Below are 18,884 nucleotides of genomic sequence, written 5' to 3'. Positions count from 1 at the left end.
TTTGGTTGACTAATACAAAGCACATTTGTCATATTGAAAATTAACTGTTAACAAAGTTAGGTTGTTTAAGTTAATATTCAGTACATCTAGCTGAGAGAAGATTATTTTTGATTAATTCTCAGATCATTATGTCGCGCATTCTCATTCGCTAACGCAGAGCATCGTAACTATCAATAAAAAATATAATTATAGAGGATATCCATGGAAGCTTTTGTAAGCGCCGTCAATGACGTAATTTGGAGTAGTGCACTCATTTACTTATGTCTAGGTGCAGGCCTGTTTTATTCCGTTTTAACCCGTTTCGCGCAAGTTCGACATTTCAAAGAAATGTGTAAGTTATTGCTAAGTTCTAATAACTCAGATACAGGAATTTCATCATTCCAAGCTCTGGCTGTTTCATTATCGGGCCGTGTTGGTGTTGGTAATATTGCCGGGGTTGCTGCTGCGATCGGCTTTGGTGGTCCAGGTGCGATTTTTTGGATGTGGATTGTCGCATTTTTAGGCGCAAGTACTGCATATGCAGAATCAACGCTAGGTCAAATTTATAAGTCAGAAGAAGATGGTCAGTATCGAGGTGGCCCTGCTTATTACTTCGACAGATGTTTACAACAAAAGTGGCTTGCAGTGTTATTTGCTCTATCCGCTATTATTGCTTGTGGTGTTTTCTTACCTGGCGTACAAGCAAACGCAGTGGGTAATGCATTCACACAAGTCTTCGGTGAAGGCACATTGGTTAGCACCAGTTTTGGTGAAGTAGGTAGCTTTAAGCTAGTTGCTCTTGCAATCATTTTAATTGTACTTGCGTTTATCATCTTCGGTGGCATAAAACGTATCGCAAACTTCACACAAATTGTGGTGCCATTTATGGCGCTAGGTTACATCGTGTTAGCTTTAATCGTGGTGTTCTTAAACTTAGATAAAGTGCCAGGCATTTTCTCAATGATCTTATCTGATGCATTCACTGCGCAAGCAGGTTTTGGTGCTGCGATTGGTTGGGGTGTTAAACGTGGTATCTATTCAAACGAAGCAGGCCAAGGTACGGGTCCGCATGCAGCATCTGCAGCTGAAGTAGACCACCCAGCTCAACAAGGCTTAGTGCAAGCATTCTCTGTTTATGTTGATACTATTTTCGTTTGTACAGCAACAGCGCTAATGATTCTAATCACTAAACAATACAATATTGTGGGTGAGTTACCTGCGGGTCAATTTATTGTACAAAATGTTGATGCTGCAACTGAAGTAGGCTCAGCAGCCTTTACTCAGATGGCACTGTTTAGTGTATTTGGCGGTTTTGGTGAAGCGTTTGTTGGTATTGCTTTATTCTTCTTTGCATTTACAACCATTCTTGCTTATTACTATATTGCTGAAACTAACGTTGCTTATTTAAACCGTTATTTTAAAGGTAATATTCCACTGGTTGTTGTGAAGTTCGTCATTATGTTTATGGTGGCTTACGGTATGGTAAATAGCTCAGGCTATATCTGGAATATCGGTGATATTGGTGTTGGCTTAATGGCGTGGATCAACATCGTGGGTATTTTAGCTATTTTCTTTGTTGCCAAACCTGCTCTTAATTGTTTACGAGATTATGAAGACCAAAAGAAAGCGGGTGGTGAAATCACCTTTGACCCAGTTAAATTAGGCATTAAAAATGCGACTTTTTGGGAAAAGCGTCTAGCTGAAAAGGCGAAACAGAAACAATAAATCAGCTTTTTGAGTATTTGTCGTGAATTTAGTTGTACAGGTTTTCGAATCTTCACAAATGAATGAAATTCAAATAAGACATCGACTCATAAAACAAGTACAATAAAGGGCGCCTAAAGGCGCCTTTTTTATGCGTAGTATGGAGAAAGATATGGCGATTATTAGTTGCCCGCAATGTGCAAAATCAATATCTGACAAACATAAACAATGCCCGCATTGTGAATGCCAAGTCACCGATCTAAGCAATGAGCAGTTGCAGCAAATGCAAAAAGAAACGCGTATTCGTAGACAGCAAAAGTTTATGAATCAGTCTTTCCTCGCACTGATATTATTTTTAGGTGGCTTTTTCTGTTATTACTTTATGCATCCAGAAACAGAGTCTATTGAGTGGTATGCCTATTCGACAGCAATGGCAGTAGGTTTTGTATGGTATATAGTGTGCCGTATCTATTTAGTTGTTTTAAAAAAGAAAAAGTAGCATGAATATTGATCATATTGTTAAAAATATCACCCCGGAAGTATTTGAACGTCTTCAGTATGGTGCGTCTACAGGTAAATGGCCTGATGGCACTCCATTATCAGAAGAGCAAAAACAACAAACAGTTCAACTCGTGATGCTTTACCAAGCTAAAGTTTCGCAAACCAATGAGCAGTTTACCATTGGCGCAAATGGTGAAATGGTGCAAAAGAGTAAAGCTCAATTGCAAAAAGAATTCGCATCAGAAAATGAAATAGCTAGGTTTAGTGAAAATGATCTTTAAACACCTGTTTACTCCAAAATGGAAACACCCTAAAAGTCAGGTTCGTTTAGCAGCAGTTGAACGCCTTGATACAGAACGTGATCTTAGCATCTTAAATAGTATTGCCCTTGAAGATAGCTCCGCTGAGATCCGTAAAAAAGCCTTGAATAAAGTGAACGATCTTGTTTTATGGTGGCAAGTATACAAGCAAGACCAAGCACTTAAAGAAATTGCAGAGCAGCACATTAATCAAGCGGTTTTGAATACTGATAGCAAACTTGACGCGAGTATTAAAAACGAGTTTATTGAGCGTTATGCGCCAGTGAAAACCCTTGAAAAGCTAGCATTTGCAGAAAAAGAAATTCAAGTTCGTGTTAAATTATTAAAACGTTTAGCAAACCCAAGCCTAATTGATAAAGCCTTTAAAGAAGGCCGCGAAGAGCTACAATTGCAACTTGTTGAGCTTGTCATTAACCACCAACTTGCCAAGCCACTACTAAAACATGCAAAAGGTGAAGCGCATACACAACTTGCGGCTCATCTTGAGAATGAGCGTTTAGCAGTAGAAATGCCTGCAAAAGTCGAAGCTGATACTCGCGTTATATTGGCGAAATTGAATGCGCTTCGTGATAAAAATGATTTTCAGCTAGTATCGCTGCAACATGCTGAGCTATTACAACAGTGGCAAGCAATCGAGTTAAAATGGCTCAGTGATGAGCAAGTAAGCGTCCTTGATAAAAAATACTCTACGATTACCCAAAAGCTTGAAGCTCACATTGCAACACTAAGCAAAGAGCATGAAGCAATGCAGCAAGCATTAGCTGAGCAACAGCGTCAGGTACTAGCCCTTGCAACCCTTGAAGCTATTGGCGAAGAAATTGAAAACGCATTGCAATTAGGTTTAGAAACGCCAGAGCAAATTCAGCAAGATTGGCTTGAGGCTAAAGTTGCAGAAGCAAAAGATACTTTGGCTGCAAACTTAGTTGATAATCAAAATGTCCGTGATGTTAAACAGCACTTGTCAAATCTATTTAAGCAAGTTGAGCAATTACCACAACTTGTTACCGCTATTGCAGAGTTTAAAGCTGCGTTTGATGCCTTAAAAGCGATTACCACGACTGAAGACGAAAATGAGTTTGATGGCTTAAAACAGCAGTTTGAACAACAGCAAAAAGTGGCTCGCAAAAAACTAGCAAGTATTCCGAGTCGTTTACAAGGTCGCTTTAAAGCAAATTTAGCTGAAGCAGTAAACAGCTGGCAGCAAGCAATGGCACCGCTGACAAATAAGTTTGAAAAGAATCAACAAACAGCAAAACGCAAAGCCCGTGATGTGAAGCGTTTGATTGAACAAGGCCGTTTCAATGTGGCGTTTGGTGTGTTTAAAGGCTTTGAAGAGTTATACGACACACTTACAGATTACTATAAACAGCCATTAAATAGCCTAAAAGCCGATTTAGAAGCCCAATTAGCAGAAGCAAAAGATTGGCAAAAATATGCATCAGCGCCAAAGCGTGATGCATTACTTGCTGAAGTCAATGAACTTGCTGCAATCGAGTGTACAGACCCTAAACAACGTGCTGAACAAGTTAAACAGTTACGTCGTCGTTGGAATGAATTAGGTCGTTTAGATACGGATGCAGAGAAACAGCAAGGTGAGTTATTCGATCAACAGATTGAACTATTGTTTGCCCCATGTCGCGAGTATTTTGCAGAGCAAGAGCAGCAACGTGAGCAAGCTAAAGCACAGCGTGTTGATATTATTGCGCAAATGCAGCAACTCAATGAACTTGATACTGAATCTGGTGAATTTGATTGGAAACAGTTTGAAAGTAAGTTTAACCGTGTTGTTAAAGCGTGGCGTTCTGCAGGTAACGTCGACCCTAAAACATACCGTGAACTACAAGCGCAATTCAAAGCTGCGCAATCACAAGTACAAGGCCAATTAGTTGCGTTTCATAAAGCAAATGCTGAGCAAAAAGCCGCACTTGTAGAACAAGCAACACTATTATCTCAAAGTGATGATTTGGCTGCTGCGTGTCAAGAGCTCAAAGCATTGCAACAAACTTGGCAAACAATTGGCTTTGCGGGAATGAAAGCTGAAAACACCTTATGGCAACAATTCAGACGTGTTAACGACGACACATTTGCCAAGCGTAGTGCTGAGTTTGAACAGCAAAAACAAGTACAACAGCAAAATGATGAAGTTGTAGCTGAGCAGTTAACTGAACTTGAAACTGCCCTTGAGAGTGTAGTGCATCTTGCACAGCTTAAAGATTTAACGGTGAAATTGGCAGGACTTGAGTACTCAAAAGCGTTGTCTGCTCGAGTGGCTCAGTTAGAGTCAGCAATTAGCGAAAAAACGAAGGTTATTAGTAAGCAAGCAGAGCAGTCTAAGTTAACGGCTTTGTTTGCAGCTCTTGAGAACAGCAGTGAGCTTCCGTCGCAATTCCAAGCTTCATTAACGACTAGCTTAACTGCTGAGCAGCTCTTAACACGTATCGAGATTCTTGCAGGTGTTGAGTCTGCTGATAGTCAGTTACGTATGACAGAACAAGTTGCGATGTTAGATGATAAACACCGTGGTGAAAAAGCCGATGTTTATTATTACTTAAAGCAATTACTTGCAGTCAGTGAGGGTTCAGTTTCTGCTGACACACTAGCAAGGCTTAAAGCAATATTTGCAATTTAACGAATAAAACCGCTTTTTATAGCGGTTTTTTTCCGTGTTTTTTGAGGGAAACAATGAGAATTTTATTATTACTTACCTGCTTATTTTTAGGTGCATGTAAAAGTACAAATCAAGGTATGTCTGTGTACTCGTTTACCAATTCAGAAATTGAAGCAGCCCTTGCTGATCAATTACCAAAATTGAGTGAGCAAATTAAATTAATGGGCTTACCTGTTGATTTTGCGGTAAATGACCTAAGTGTAAATGTAGGCCCAGATAAGCGTGATGTGGTAGTGTTAGGAGCCGATTCAAGCGCTATTATTAAAGCCTTTGCGCTTAAATATCCAGTACGCTTGAAGCTGCAAATTGAAGGTAGCCCATTTTATGACAGCGAGAAAAAAGCGGTCTTTTTACGTAATGTAAAACTGGTTGATACTACAATCGATACAGCAGGTTTTAAGGGAAGCTTAAACTTATTAGATGATCAGGCAATGCAAGTGATCAACGGATTTTTAGCCGTTAACCCTGTCTATAAGTTAAATATGAACGATCCTAAGTTAGCATTACTGAGCAAATTGCCATTAGATATGAAAGTATCTCAGGGCGAAATTATCTTAGTGCCTACCTTATAAGAGTATTAAAATATCTAAAGCGGCATTAAGCCGCTTTTTTTGTAATTGCTTGTTAAGCAAGTTTAACCTTGTCATAATTACTCGTGATATTTCGCGAGTTGAGTGACTGCTATGATCAAGGAATTTTTAAACGACCCCACGCTATTGCTCAATGCAGTTGGCGAAGGGATTTATGGCTTTGACTTATCGGGCAATGCGGTCTTTGTAAACCCTGCTGCTGAGCGCATGACTGGCTGGAAAGCTGAAGAACTGCTTGGTAAAAAAATACATCAATATCATCACCATACTCGTAAAGACGGCTCACCATATCCCGCAGATGAATGTCAGATATATTGCACTATGTTCGATGGTAAACATCGCCACGTAAACGATGAAGTATTCTGGCGTAAAGATGGTAGCTATTTTGCTGTTGAGTATACTTCTACACCCGTTTATAAAAATGGGGCCTTAATTGGAGCAGTCGCGATTTTTCGCGATGTATCAAAACAGCAGCAAACAGAAGTCGCATTGCGTGATGCCTTAGCGCAAGTCCAGCACTTATCTGAACAGCTACAAGCTGAGAATGCTTATCTTATTTCAGAGTTAAACGAAGATTGGCAAGACTCAGGTTTGGTCGGCCAAAGTCATTCGTTTCAAAGTATGCTCGAGCAAATTACCCTGGTAAGCCAAACCAATAGTACGGTTTTGATTTTAGGTGAAAACGGCACAGGTAAAGAGCTGGTGGCACGAAACCTTCACCGTTTGAGTAATCGTGCTGAGCAACCTTTCATAAAAGTAAACTGCGCGGCGTTTTCAGCCAACTTAATTGAATCTGAATTATTCGGTCATGAGAAAGGGGCGTTTACCGGTGCTAATGAACGCAGAAAAGGGCGTTTTGAACTGGCCGATAAAGGCACATTATTTTTAGATGAAGTGGCAGAATTGCCATTAGAAGCACAAAGTAAATTACTTCGCGTGCTGCAAGAACAAGAGTTTGAGCGCGTGGGTGGCAGTCAAACCTTAAAAGTCGATATTCGAGTACTGGCTGCAACAAATCGTAATTTGTGGCAAATGGTCGAGCAGGGTAGCTTTAGAATGGACTTGTACTATCGCTTAAATGTCTTTCCTATTCGTGTGCCTGCGCTTCGTGAGCGAAAAGAAGATATCCCGCTCCTTGCTGCAAACATAATTACACAGCTTAACAAGCGCTTAGGTAAACAGTTAAAGGGGCTTAGCAAAACTACACTCACTAAACTGGCTAATTATGATTGGCCAGGCAATATTCGTGAACTACAAAATATCCTAGAGCGTGAAGCTATTTTGTCTAAGCAAACTGTATTACAGCTCTCTGCGCCGTTGAATAACGAGCAAACGAATGAGCAAGTTGTTTCCCTTGATGCTGTACAAAAGCAGCATATTTGTGAGGTACTTAAGAGATGCAACGGGCAAATATCAGGTGAAAATGGCGCTGCAACTTTGCTGGGTCTTCCTGAGAGTACCCTTAGATCAAAAATGAAAAAGTTAGGTATACAACGCAGTTTCGCGAAATAACGCGCGCTTTCGTGATATATCGCGATTTTTGGTGCGGTAAAATTAAATTAATCATTTAATATCAGTGGTTTACATTTTAATTTGTGTTGGCCTGATAGTTGCTCTGTCAGGCTATTACCGACACAAAAGTAAGTAGCAAAATGAAATTTGATATTAAAGAACAAGACTTAATCATCAAGCCCTACAACCAAGAAGGGCCAATTTATATTCGAGAGCAAAAAGGGCATTTTCAACGTATCCGTCGTTACTTAGGCTGGGTTCTGATGCTGACGTTTATCGCCATACCATGGATCCCATATGATGGTCGCCAAGCTGTATTACTCGATGTAGCGAGCCAAAAATTTACCCTGTTTGGATTAACGCTGTTACCACAAGATTTTATGATCTTAGCCATGCTATTTATGACTGGCGCGTTTGCTTTGTTCTTCGTCACTAATTGGTTAGGACGTGTCTGGTGTGGTTACACTTGCCCACAAACAATTTGGATGCTGATGTTTACTTGGGTCGAGCATAAAGTCGAAGGTAACCGAAACCAGCGCATTAAACTTGATAAAGCTGATTGGTCAGTAAGTAAATGGCAAAAGAAAATCACTAAGCATACAGTTTGGCTGCTGCTCTCTTTGCTTACATCTATGTCATTTATGGCTTATTTCATCCCTGCTAAGTCTCTTTACATGAGTTTATTTACCCTAGAAATGTCTGGGATCGTCAGCTTTTGGGTATTCCTGTTCGCTTTTTGTACCTATGGTAATGCGGGCTTTCTACGCGAAAAAATGTGTACTGTCGCATGCCCTTATTCACGTTTTCAATCAGTGATGTTTGATAAAGACACGTTAGTGGTTACCTACGATCAAGCGCGAGGGGAGTCTCGTGGTGCGCGTAAACGTAAAGCCGATCCTAAAGAGTTAGGTTTAGGTGACTGCGTAGACTGTAACCTATGTGTGGAAGTATGCCCGGCCGGTATCGATATTCGTAATGGCTTACAGTATGAATGCATAAACTGCGGCTTATGTATCGATGCGTGTGATAGCACTATGGAAAAATTCAATTATCAAAAAGGCCTGATCAAGTACGCCTCTGAAAAACAAATGGAAGGCAAAACGACCAACCCATTTAGACTAAAACTGCTTGGCTATGGTGGTTTAACGGCGTTGTTTGTTGTTGGTATGGTTGTATGGATGGCAATGCGTACACCTATTGAAGCCTCTGTCATTCGTGATCGTAATGCCCTGTATCGTGTTAATTTTGAAGGCTTAGTAGAAAACCCATATACCTTATCAATTATCAACAAAACACAGCATAGTTTGAGCTATTCAATCGGTATCAGTGGTATTGAAGAAGGAAGCTTACAGGTGCCCGAAAATATTACAGTTGAGGCGGGTCAGATGAAGCGTGTGCCTGTTACTGTGGTTGCTGATGGCTATGAATTGAAATCAAAGGTAACGCCTATCAGTTTTCACATTCAAGCATTAGAAGATGCTGATATCGCAATTACCAAAGAAACTAAGTTTTACCGAGATTGACCCTGACCTAAAAGTGAAAATGGCTTGTAGTTAACAAGCCATCTTTGCAAATTCGAGCTGCTTTTGCACATAAGCTTTAGCGCTGTCTAAATCATCAAATAAACAGTCCATTATTTGAATCGGAGATTGCGCTTGCGCAATGATGCGTTTCATTTGGTTAAGCACAATGGATGAGCTAAACATATAAGCGGTTGCTACACAGTTTGTGCCTTGCAGGGCACGAAATAATTGGGTAAAACCACGTTCTGCATCAGGGGTGGTAGCAAGTAATTGGGTAGAATGACTAATATATGCCCACGGCTTTCCAGCTAAAGCAGTAATATGCTTTTTTAAATCGACTGCAAAGTCATTGACTAAACGTGCGTTAATATTACCAGAAAATTGTCCAATAATAATTGGACCATCAGTGATGATACTGACACTGCCATAGTGATTCTTAAATTCCAATTTGCTTCCCTTTTGAATTAAAAAGAGCGCGAATTTTATACAATTGTATGTATGTGTCTAGTTATTTAGTATGTAAAAAAGAAAAAACATATTTTTTTCTTTAATTGGATTTGGCTGGGGTTTTTATTTGTGTAATTGTATTCAGAGCGAATAAATAAGTCGCTCTGAATTTAAAGTATAGCTAACTATTTGTTAACAATGTAGTTCAAAGCACCAGTAATTGAGGCTACTTGTGCATCAATACAGATTTTATCATTTGCTTGTGGGCTGTCAGGGTAAACCTCTGTTGTTGTGACATATTCTGCATCGGTTAAGCCCATACATAACCCCAGCTTTTTGGCTTGGTAATTAATAACACCAAATTGAGTTTGCGGTACACCAATCAACTGGTTATTCTCATCACTTGGTGCGATGTGGGTTACTTTCTCAACAGATTTTATAATCGCTGTTTGAAATGCATCATGCGGACGTTCGCTATCAGCAACAAGATAAAAGCCATCTGGAATGTTCCAGTTATCGTGAGTCGTTGCATCACGTGCTGCCAGAGCAGGGCGAAATTCACTATTGTCAGTATCAGTTGTTTCATGAAGGTCAATATGCACATAGGGTGCAATAGCGTTGTCGGCTAAATATTGCATGATTGCGGCAGACTCTTCAGCTGGACTATCTGCATAGAATGAGCGATTTGGATCCGTGGCATTTGGGTTCCAGCGGTTAATTGTTTCATAACCCCAAGGGCTGATACACGGTGCCACTAAGATATTAAATTCTGCAAAATAGTCTTTGGCCTTGTCTTTAGCAAACGCTAATGCACCATGCACACCGCTTGTTTCGTAACCATGTACACCACCTGTGACTAAAACAGTTGGTTTGTCTGCTTGCCATTGTTTGCTTTTTAAAATGTAAAGAGGATACTTATCGCTGTCATAGCTCAGTGCACCATACTGCTCAATTTCAAAGAGTGTAGACAGAGCATCAAGTTGTGAGACAACATCTTCACGGTAACTGCGTTTTACTGATTGTAATTCAAGCCACGCTTTTTTGTCGGCGTCGGTCCATGGCTTACCAGGCGTTCCGATTGGGTAACTCATAAAAATACCTTGTTGTGTTGAGGTGCAAAATGCCAAGCTTATCGAAGCTTAGCATTACCTGCAACTAGATAAGGTCAGTGCTTATATTGGCATGTTCGTATAGCTGGGCATGTTGCTTTTTATGAGTCTCGAAAAGGTATTGACGAAGAGCAATTTCGCCCTCGTGTACCGTAATAATCTTTGCTGCAATACCATTGCTGGTAACGCGAACAGGTTTAGCTGACAGAACAATACGCTCTTTTTTTGGCAGCTCAAATGCTAATAACAGCTCTTTTGAAAAGTCTGGCTTATTTTGTTTTGGTTTTAACAAAACTCCCGTACTTGATAGTGACAGAATAATGTAGTGGTCAGTTTGCAGGTTTAGATGAGGTGCTCGCCAACTCCGCTCAATGCCTTTCGTATCTATAACCTCAGGAGCACTGAGTAGAGGAATAACCTGGCCATTTTCATCATTAACAAACTCCAGCGGGAACCATAATTGATAAACACCCACTTCAGCAAGTAAGGTCAATTTAGCGTTCTTTAATAATCCGTTGAGTTTATCGGGTAAGTTTAGTTTTACAGACATTTTGGTGTTTGTGACTTCATCACTGCCATCATCTGCATTTTCAAAGAGTTGGTTAAAAAATGAGAGTTCTTGTTCTGTTAAATGCGCCATCCTTAGCTCCTTTTACAATACGACTGGCCAATAATATCACAAATTGTATGAATTATGAGCATTTATTGTGCCAGATGTTTTTCGATTTTCTTTTACTACTTATTTGACATACACTGATGGGAAAAAGTTTACAAGGATTTTATTTTGTCGAGCCTGACTGGTGTTAATAAGAGTTTAGTTATATTTGCGGCTTTAGTGATTGTTTTAGCAGGTATAAAAGCTGCAAGTGTGATTGTTATTCCTTTTGTTTTGGCTGCCTTTATTGCCATTATATGTAATCCCCTTATACGTTTTTTTGCCGGGTATAAAATTCCCAAGGGCGTTGCAGTGGTGTTAGTAATGCTCATTATTGTTGGCGTTGGGATTAGCCTTGCCGGTTTAGTTGGGCAATCGATGACCGATTTCTCTGAAAAACTACCCGAGTATAAAACACAACTAAAAGAAGAGTTTGTTTGGGTGGTTAATGTTGCTGCAAGTTATAATATTTTGATTGATAAAGAGCAGATTATTTCTTTATTCGATCCGGGCAAAATGATCGATGTTGCAACAAATATGCTAACGGGATTAGGGGGAGTAATGGCCAACCTGTTCCTAATTATATTAACCGTGGTGTTTATGCTGTTTGAAGGGCCGATGCTGAATAAAAAAATTCATTTAGCACTCGATGACCCAGAAATGAAAATGCAACAAATTGATCGCTTTCTAGGGTCAATAAACTCTTACCTCGCAATAAAAACCATGGTTAGCTTGGCGACAGGTCTTTTAGCTGGGTTTATGCTTTGGGCACTGGACGTTGATTATTTTGTATTGTGGGGTGTTGTTGCTTTTATGCTTAACTACATTCCTAATATTGGCTCTATCATTGCAGCGGTACCTCCTGTATTACTTGCTTTGATAACGCAAGGGCCGCTAGTTGCAGGGATCATTGCAGGTGGCTATTTAGTGATTAATACAGTGATGGGTAATATCGTCGAGCCAAAGTTCATGGGCAAAGGCTTAGGTTTATCAACGCTGGTGGTTTTTTTATCGTTAATTTTTTGGGGCTGGTTGATGGGAACAGTAGGTATGTTGCTGTCAGTTCCACTGACCATGATAGTAAAAATTGCTCTAGAAACCAGCCAAGAAGGGCGGTGGCTTGCAACTTTACTTGGTAACGGTGAAGAGTTAACAATAGATCAATAGCAATTTGCTTGATTAAGCAAAATTTAAATAATAAGGCGCTAACGCGCCTTTTATTTAAGAGGTTGTTTTAGAATATTTAAGTGATTACCAAGGATATTTATTTCACAAAGCTTATAGGTAATGGCTGCTTTGGTTGCGTTTGGCATTTCATTTAAGTATCGCCAACGACAGCTGTCTTCTAGATAGCGCTCTTGATTCACTAAGCTTCTTTTAAAGATAGGCAGTAATTGACTATTTCCCGTGTCTTCTTTGATTTTTTCAATATCCATAGTGAGTTTATTTACCCACATTTTTTGATCGCGTTGCAAATCGCTAATCACTTGGTCAAGACATTGAATATAACGCTTAGTTTCTTCGGTATTGTTGCTTGTTAACTGGCAATCATGTGGTGCTTGTGAAGCCTGTGATGCCAGTGTTACAAGAGCAGCGCACAAAGTGAGTGTTATAGTGAATTGTTTATTTTTTATCATGATAATTAAACTCTAATATAAACTCAGCACCACCCAGTTTTTCTGCATCTCGGATAGTCAATGTGCCATTATATGAGTTTACTAAATCTGATACGATGGCCATACCAACACCATGCCCACTCTCATATGTATCGAGTCGGGTGCCGCGGGTTAGTAGCGATTCACGTTTTTGCTCTGGGACACCTGGTCCATCATCACAAATGCTGAGAGTTAATTGCTTATTTTGCTTAACCTTTATATCGACCTGCGAACGGCAAGCTTTACAAGCATTATCGATTAAATTACCAAGCAGTTCCATTAAATCTGTTTTATCACCTAAAAAATAATCTTTTTCACTGACCTCAGAAGTGAAAATAATATCTTTATCGCGATACACTTTACTCATTGCACTTAAAATTGACTCGATAACCGGCTTAATATGGGTTTGCTTTTTCCATGTATCAGAGGCACCCGTAGCGGCACGTTTTAATTGATGTTCGATCATCACATTAATACGATCCAATTGCTCTTGTGCATCAGCATCATTGGCCAATGGGCTTGACTTAAGCACTGCCAATGGCGTTTTTAATGCATGAGCAAGATCGCTTAATGATGCGCGGTAACGCTCTTTTTGGCGCTGCTGCGATTCAAGCAATAAGTTTAAATCGGCTTTAATAGTTTGCAACTCAACCGGGTAAAGACCTTTTATTTGCTGGTTATCGCCCGATTCAATGGCTTTAATTTCTTTATCGAGACGCTGCAGTGGTCTTGCGCTCCACACAAAACCAATTGCCATCAGTGCAGCAATGGCCACACCCATCACATACATCCAATTAACCAGTGTTTGTTTAAAGCCATCCATCAGCCTAAGTAGAGCATCATTACGTTTTAATAAGATAAAACGTGCATGCTCTGATTGATCAATGTTTTCTAAGATAACGGTAAGTGTTAACTGCCAGTACACGGTATTGTTGTATTCAACACGGCGAAAATCAGCAGAGCCTGCTGGAGCTTCAAAGTTATCAGGAATAAAGTTGATGTTGGTGGCTGATTCAGAATACCAAACAGGTAAGTCGCCGCGATAAATCATCGCATAGGTATCTGAGTTTAATCTATTTAGCTCTGGAGTTAAGATGGTACTTGGCATAACAATGCCGCGTTCAGTGAAATCGACTTCAGAGATTAATGAATATAAGTGAGCTTCAAGGGTTTTTTCGGTCGCTTCGACCAAAGAGGCGTAATAAGCCTTACCAATTGAGAAAAACAGAATTGGTAAGGCTACTAATAAAACAAAGACAAGGATAAATCCTTGCCTTACTTTAAGCGGTATTTGCGATGCTACCACTGACTTTTAAGCCTATAACCACGGCCGCGTAATGTTTCAACTGGGTTAAGGGTGCCATCAGGGTCAAGCTTTTTACGTAAACGCAATACGAATACTTCGATTACGTTTGAATCAAGGTCGAAGTCTTGATCGTAAATGTGCTCTGTTAGCTCAGATTTAGAAATTACCTTTTGAGGGTTAACCATGAGGTATTCTAACACTTTGTATTCGTATGCAGTTAAGCTAAGTTCTTTATCGTTAACCCACACTTGCTGTGAGCGAGTATGAATTTTGATAGGACCAGCTGTCATTTCTGGATTTGCTTTACCTGCACTTCTACGGATAAGGGCATTACAGCGGGCAATTAGCTCTTCAACATGAAACGGTTTTGTAAGGTAATCATCAGCACCTGCATCGAGGCCTTCTACTTTATCTTGCCAACGGTCACGCGCCGTTAAAATCAAAATAGGGATGGTAATGCCTTGAGCGCGAGCTTTGGTAATTAATTCGATGCCGTCTACTTTTGGAAGGCCTAAGTCTACCACCGCCATATCAAGCGGGTACTCAGTAATGTGGAATAAACCAGCTTCACCATCGTGACAAAGGTCAACGCTATAACGCTCTTTTTCTAGAGCATTACGAAGGTTATCTGCTAAGTGTAAATCATCTTCAATAACTAAAATTCGCATTCTTAATCCTTTTTCACTTCGCCAGTCTTTTTGTTCACATGGACGTCAACCACATGGCCGTTCGTTTTTAAAATTCTTACGGTAAATACTTTGTCTTGCTCTGTGATTTTTAGGGTTCGACCATCTTCAGATTTTTTGGCAATCATCACAGCTTGTTTTTTAGTCACCTCAGGTGCTTGGTTTTTATTGGCATCAGCATGAAAGCTTGATAATGCAAATAAAAGACTAAAACTGAAGGCTAATAATATGCGCATGACGGGGAACTCCTAAACCAGACCCATTTAGTTTAATTAACCAATTAACTAAAATTCAAGTAATTACGTTAAATTCTGTAATTTGATAGCCAGATCTTAGTTAATAAGCCGTGAACAAACACTGAATTATTGATTCAGTTGAGTTCAGGCTTTAACCAAACACCTTTTTAAATGGTTTTACTACTGAGTTGTCATAAACACCTGCAGCAATATAAGGGTCGTTTGCTGCCCATTCGCGTGCTGCTTCTAATGAATCAAATTGCGCGACCACCAATGAGCCTGTAAAACCAGCCTCAGCTGGGTCTTCGCTATCAATTGCAGGAAGAGGGCCTGCTGTGAATAAACGATTTTGATCGTCTAACTCTTGAAGGCGAGCTAAGTGAGCTGGGCGTGCAGATTTGCGGGCTTCTAAACTATTTTCAACATCAGTTGAATAAATCATATACAGCATAGTGAGTTCTCAATGTTATTTTTAGAAAATAGTAGCATATTGTTAGCAATAGACGAGAGATTATTGTGTCATACATATGTGTTCAGTCGCTAAATAATCTTTACAGCTTTGCTTATAGCTTTCACTTATAAAGCTTGAAATACGCGGTGTAACACTGGTAGAGTCGCTGGGTTGAGAAAATAATAATAAGGTTTTTAAATGAGCGAAAAACGCGAGCACTTTAGCTCCCGCCTCGGTTTTATTTTAGCGGCAGCCGGTTCTGCTGTAGGTATCGGAAACTTAGTAGGTTTTCCTGTTTCAGCTACAAAAAACGGTGGTGGTGCTTTTCTTTTAGTTTATGCACTGTTTGTGATTTTTATCTGTTTGCCTGTGATGATGGCCGAAATGGCGATGGGCCGAAAAGCACAGAAAGATCCGCTTGGTTCATACAAAATCTTAGCGGGTAATGATCCAAAATGGAACTTTGCTGGCTTTTTAGCGGTATTAACGCCGTTTATGATTGCCGTTTTTTACATGGTGATCACCGTATGGATTTTCGGTTATTTATCGCAAACTGCATTCGGTAATCTAGATGCCTTAGCACAGCCTGATAATTTTGGCACTTTTATCAATAGCTACACAGTGTTTGGCTATATGGCCGTGGTTGCAATCATTGTTAACTTGATTCTGGTTGGTGGTGTAAAAGAAGGTATCGAGAAAGCGGCTAAGTTTATGATGCCAGCTTTATTTGTACTACTCACTGCGCTGGTTGTTTACGTTTTAACACTGGATAATGTCATGGCAGGTGTGAAGTACTACATCGTTCCTGATTTCAGTAAAATGGATGCGAGCGTTTTAAATGGTGCATTAGCTCAAGCGTTTTTCTCATTGTCACTGGGTATGGGTATTTTAATGACCTATGCATCTTATATCTCTAAGAAAGACGATATTGTTGGCAGTGCTAAAATGGTTGCTGTAACAGACTCTCTTGTTGCCTTTATTGCGGGTCTTATGGTGTTACCGGCTATTTTTAGTTTTAACCCGAATACAGATCCAAGTACGTTATCTGACTCATCAGTGTCGATGATTTTTGTATACTTACCGAAAATTTTATTAGCGCTTCAAGCTGATATTGGTTACGTGGGTGCATCAGTTGTAGCGTTTGTATTCTTCTTATTAGTCTTTTTTGCTGCAATTACATCGCTTGTATCGATTGTTGAGGTACCGACAGCTTCATTAAGTGATCGCAAAGGCATTAGCCGTAAAAAAGCGTTAGCTATTTTAACTCTATCAACCGGTGTTTTAACTGTGCTGTGTACAATGTCGTTTGGTATGGTTGAATCATTAACAAATTTTGTTAGTTACGGCGGGGCAGATAAGAGCTTATTCGATATTGTTTATGATGTGTTTTACGACACGATTTTACCTCTTAATGGTTTAATGGTGTGTTTATTCGTAATGTATCGTTGGAAAAAAGCGAACCTTTCTGAAGAGTTAAGCCAAGGCTCTGAAGGCTATATCGGTAGTTTTACAGAGAAGTATGTGAACTTTTCGCTATCAACGTTTATTCCGGCAATTTTATTACTTATCTTTGTAAATACGGTCGCAACAAAGTTTTTTGCATTTAGTATTTTCGGATTTTAAAAACCAGCTCAATACTTAGCCGCGCACTTGCGCGGCTTTTTTATAGCCCTAGAATGCTCCGGCATCAAGCACATCACCCAAGCCAAGCGTAAACATCCATAACCCCCATAAGCTGTGCTCTATAACACACACGAAGGTAGAACGGCTTTGCGCATAGGTGTAAGAGAACAGCAGTCCACCTAAAAATGCTAGAAGTACGGCGAGTACATTCGCATAGACAATGTGAGCCAACGCAAACACCGATGCACTGACGATGATACGCACGGTTTTACTTGGCATAATCCGTTTATAGCGGTGAAAAAAGTAGGTTCTAAAAATAAGCTCTTGCGGCATCACCGATAAAATGGGGTAGAGCAATAGCAACATTAGCCAATCGTTAAATGAATTTCTTGGCAGTGAAAACCAGTTTTCTTGATTCATGATGCCGTAAAACATCCCTGAGAATAGCGCTCCTAAAAAGAAAAAACTAAATAAGCGACGTTTTACCGCACTAAATTGCCCAAGGCTAGTTAAACGAAAACGCTTAAAATGGGGGTCTGATAACAGCAACATGCCGCAAACAGTCATTAAAATAATAAGTGCAGGAATAAGCCAGTTCGCGAGATAGGCACGCAGAAAAAAGCCTAATAGCGGTAAACAAACAAATATGAGGGTAAATTCAAACCAGCGGTATTGGTTAGCGTTCAATGTCGTCTCAGCGTGTTTTTTATTTACGCTAACAAGCTAAGACGACAGATTTATGACATTAAGATTGCTTAGGATCTTTCTTTTCGTCATCTTCAGGTAAGTATTTGAAAAGGGCAATGATCGTTGCTAACACGCAAACAAAGGTAATACCCATTAAACCAAACACTTTAAAGTTAACCCAAAAATCGAGCGAGAAGTTATAGGCAATGTAGATATTTAGCGCAGAGATACCTGCGGTCACTGCAACCCAAAACAGGTTAAGTTTATTCCATAGTGCTTCTGGTACATCAATTTCTTGTTTACTCTCAGAGGCATTTTCTAAAACTGAGCTAAGTGCTTTTTTCACAAGATTTTTGCCAAGCACATAGCGGCTTACTAACAAAGTGACACTGAAAATGGCATAAACAATGGTGGCTTTCCATTTTACAAACTGCTCGTCGTGGAATACTAAGGTCAGCGTACCTAATACCACCGCTATAGCAAAAAACACCCAGTGACGGGTTGGTACTTTGCCATCTTTAAAATAATAATAAGCAACTTGAATTAAGGTGGTTAGCATCAGCAAGGCTGTTGCCCAATAAATATCAACTAACTTGAAAACCGCAAAAAACAAAATCAGCGGGATGTATTCAATAATCGCATGCATAGGTTTATAAATGCTCTAATTTAAAATGATACTGGGTTGTATCAAGTTATTGCGCAAGATACAAGGTTGACTTAGTAGCCCTGAAAGCTTAGCCTCCCGAGCCAATCTGGCCTAAACCTGCGTTTAGGTTGTTTTACCTTATCTTTTTCCGCTTAACCTCAGATGATTAAGCGGCGTATTTTGGAGCATTTTTATGAATAAAGCCGCACTAGTATCTCAAATGGCTGCCCACAGCGAATTAACAAAAAAAGACACACAAGCTGCTCTGACTAGCATGTTAAATGCTATCGAAAAGTCTCTTTCTGAGGGTGACCAAGTGCAAATTAATGGCTTTGGTACGTTTGCCTTGAGTTATTACCCTGCCCGAAAAGGGCGCAACCCGCAAACTGGTGAAGAAATTGAAATTGAAGGCGCCAACAAACCTGTTTTTAAACCTGCAAAAGCCCTAAAAGACGCCCTATAAGCAGGATTTGCAAAGGTCTTGTAGCTTTTACAGGGTGTGTCGCTTTGAATTTTTAATAAATTCAATATTTTCAGTTGGTTATGTTTGGCATGGTGTCTGCTGTATTAGTGTGAGTTTTCACAA

20 protein-coding genes are annotated in these 18,884 nt (G+C 39.9%); 10 read left to right on the top strand and 10 right to left on the bottom strand.

From position 1 onward, the window contains the following. The first annotated feature begins 201 nt into the window (after nt 1-201). The 7 genes from L1264_RS07275 to ccoG all read left to right on the top strand — a co-directional run bounded on the left by L1264_RS07275 (nt 202) and on the right by ccoG (nt 8,797). Nucleotides 202-1,704, top strand: a complete 1,503-nt coding sequence (locus tag L1264_RS07275) for an alanine/glycine:cation symporter family protein (RefSeq protein ID WP_135925277.1) — start codon at nt 202-204, stop codon at nt 1,702-1,704. Nucleotides 1,705-1,855: 151 nt separating this feature from the next. After that, entirely contained in the window at nt 1,856-2,182 is a 327-nt protein-coding gene (locus L1264_RS07270; protein ID WP_135926289.1) for a hypothetical protein, read from the top strand. A 1-nt stretch (nt 2,183) separates the two neighbouring features. Next, a complete protein-coding gene (locus tag L1264_RS07265; RefSeq protein ID WP_135925273.1) occupies nt 2,184-2,465 on the top strand; it encodes a YeaC family protein in 282 nt (93 codons plus the stop codon). Continuing rightward, nucleotides 2,455-5,133 (top strand): DUF349 domain-containing protein, encoded by a 2,679-nt coding sequence (locus L1264_RS07260; protein ID WP_199526214.1) that lies wholly within the window; start codon nt 2,455-2,457, stop codon nt 5,131-5,133. Before L1264_RS07265 ends, L1264_RS07260 begins: the two co-directional genes overlap by 11 nt. 53 nt (nt 5,134-5,186) lie before the next feature. After that, nucleotides 5,187-5,744 (top strand): DUF1439 domain-containing protein, encoded by a 558-nt coding sequence (locus L1264_RS07255; protein ID WP_199526213.1) that lies wholly within the window; start codon nt 5,187-5,189, stop codon nt 5,742-5,744. Between the two features lie 111 nt (nt 5,745-5,855). After that, nucleotides 5,856-7,274, top strand: coding sequence for a sigma-54 interaction domain-containing protein (locus L1264_RS07250; RefSeq protein WP_199526212.1), 1,419 nt, complete (start codon nt 5,856-5,858; stop codon nt 7,272-7,274). A 140-nt stretch (nt 7,275-7,414) separates the two neighbouring features. After that, a complete protein-coding gene (gene ccoG, locus L1264_RS07245) occupies nt 7,415-8,797 on the top strand; it encodes a cytochrome c oxidase accessory protein CcoG (protein ID WP_235403844.1) in 1,383 nt (460 codons plus the stop codon). A gap of 30 nt (nt 8,798-8,827) precedes the next feature. Here the strand turns inward: ccoG and L1264_RS07240 are convergent, their stop codons facing one another. The 3 genes from L1264_RS07240 to L1264_RS07230 form a co-directional block, all read right to left on the bottom strand. Further along, nucleotides 8,828-9,244 (bottom strand): hypothetical protein, encoded by a 417-nt coding sequence (locus tag L1264_RS07240; RefSeq protein ID WP_135925261.1) that lies wholly within the window; start codon nt 9,242-9,244, stop codon nt 8,828-8,830. 185 nt (nt 9,245-9,429) lie between these two features. After that, complete coding sequence (locus tag L1264_RS07235; RefSeq protein WP_235403842.1) at nt 9,430-10,335, bottom strand: M14 family metallopeptidase; 906 nt, start codon at nt 10,333-10,335, stop codon at nt 9,430-9,432. Nucleotides 10,336-10,399: 64 nt separating this feature from the next. Beyond that, nucleotides 10,400-10,993 (bottom strand): hypothetical protein, encoded by a 594-nt coding sequence (locus L1264_RS07230; RefSeq protein ID WP_135925257.1) that lies wholly within the window; start codon nt 10,991-10,993, stop codon nt 10,400-10,402. Nucleotides 10,994-11,137: 144 nt separating this feature from the next. Here L1264_RS07230 and L1264_RS07225 point away from each other — a divergent pair, with 144 nt between their 5' ends. Further along, nucleotides 11,138-12,175 (top strand): AI-2E family transporter, encoded by a 1,038-nt coding sequence (locus L1264_RS07225; RefSeq protein ID WP_135925254.1) that lies wholly within the window; start codon nt 11,138-11,140, stop codon nt 12,173-12,175. A gap of 50 nt (nt 12,176-12,225) precedes the next feature. Here L1264_RS07225 and L1264_RS07220 read toward each other — a convergent pair whose 3' ends face one another. The 5 genes from L1264_RS07220 to L1264_RS07200 form a co-directional block, all read right to left on the bottom strand. Continuing rightward, nucleotides 12,226-12,645 carry a hypothetical protein gene (locus L1264_RS07220; RefSeq protein WP_135925252.1) on the bottom strand — a complete coding sequence of 140 codons (420 nt, stop codon included), beginning with the start codon at nt 12,643-12,645 and terminating at the stop codon, nt 12,226-12,228. Continuing rightward, nucleotides 12,632-13,969 (bottom strand): ATP-binding protein, encoded by a 1,338-nt coding sequence (locus L1264_RS07215; RefSeq protein ID WP_135925250.1) that lies wholly within the window; start codon nt 13,967-13,969, stop codon nt 12,632-12,634. The genes L1264_RS07220 and L1264_RS07215 overlap by 14 nt, the downstream gene beginning before the upstream one ends. Then, the gene (locus L1264_RS07210) at nt 13,963-14,637 is read right to left on the bottom strand and encodes a response regulator transcription factor (protein WP_054552907.1); all 675 of its coding nucleotides are present in this window, start codon (nt 14,635-14,637) and stop codon (nt 13,963-13,965) included. Before L1264_RS07210 ends, L1264_RS07215 begins: the two co-directional genes overlap by 7 nt. Before the next feature lie 2 nt (nt 14,638-14,639). Further along, the gene (locus L1264_RS07205; protein ID WP_138557333.1) at nt 14,640-14,891 is read right to left on the bottom strand and encodes a PepSY domain-containing protein; all 252 of its coding nucleotides are present in this window, start codon (nt 14,889-14,891) and stop codon (nt 14,640-14,642) included. 151 nt (nt 14,892-15,042) lie between these two features. Next, complete coding sequence (locus L1264_RS07200) at nt 15,043-15,342, bottom strand: YciI family protein (RefSeq protein ID WP_135925245.1); 300 nt, start codon at nt 15,340-15,342, stop codon at nt 15,043-15,045. A gap of 198 nt (nt 15,343-15,540) precedes the next feature. On the opposite strand from L1264_RS07200, the gene L1264_RS07195 reads away from it, so the two are divergent. Then, the gene (locus L1264_RS07195) at nt 15,541-16,965 is read left to right on the top strand and encodes a sodium-dependent transporter (RefSeq protein ID WP_235403841.1); all 1,425 of its coding nucleotides are present in this window, start codon (nt 15,541-15,543) and stop codon (nt 16,963-16,965) included. A 48-nt stretch (nt 16,966-17,013) separates the two neighbouring features. Here L1264_RS07195 and L1264_RS07190 read toward each other — a convergent pair whose 3' ends face one another. Together L1264_RS07190 and L1264_RS07185 are read right to left on the bottom strand one after the other, a co-directional pair. Beyond that, nucleotides 17,014-17,652: a CPBP family glutamic-type intramembrane protease gene (locus tag L1264_RS07190; protein WP_135925241.1), complete on the bottom strand. Its 639-nt coding sequence runs from the start codon at nt 17,650-17,652 to the stop codon at nt 17,014-17,016. A gap of 58 nt (nt 17,653-17,710) precedes the next feature. Next, nucleotides 17,711-18,298 carry an inner membrane-spanning protein YciB gene (locus L1264_RS07185; RefSeq protein ID WP_199526208.1) on the bottom strand — a complete coding sequence of 196 codons (588 nt, stop codon included), beginning with the start codon at nt 18,296-18,298 and terminating at the stop codon, nt 17,711-17,713. 193 nt (nt 18,299-18,491) lie between these two features. Between L1264_RS07185 and L1264_RS07180 the strand changes: the two genes are divergently transcribed. Next, nucleotides 18,492-18,761, top strand: a complete 270-nt coding sequence (locus tag L1264_RS07180; RefSeq protein ID WP_130051777.1) for an HU family DNA-binding protein — start codon at nt 18,492-18,494, stop codon at nt 18,759-18,761. Nucleotides 18,762-18,884 lie beyond the last annotated feature (123 nt).

Source organism: Pseudoalteromonas sp. APAL1 (assembly GCF_021532475.1).
Classification (GTDB): Bacteria; Pseudomonadota; Gammaproteobacteria; order Enterobacterales; family Alteromonadaceae; genus Pseudoalteromonas; species Pseudoalteromonas lipolytica_C.
The sequence above is the reverse complement of the archived record's forward strand: the minus strand, read 5'-3'. Positions and strand labels throughout refer to the sequence as shown.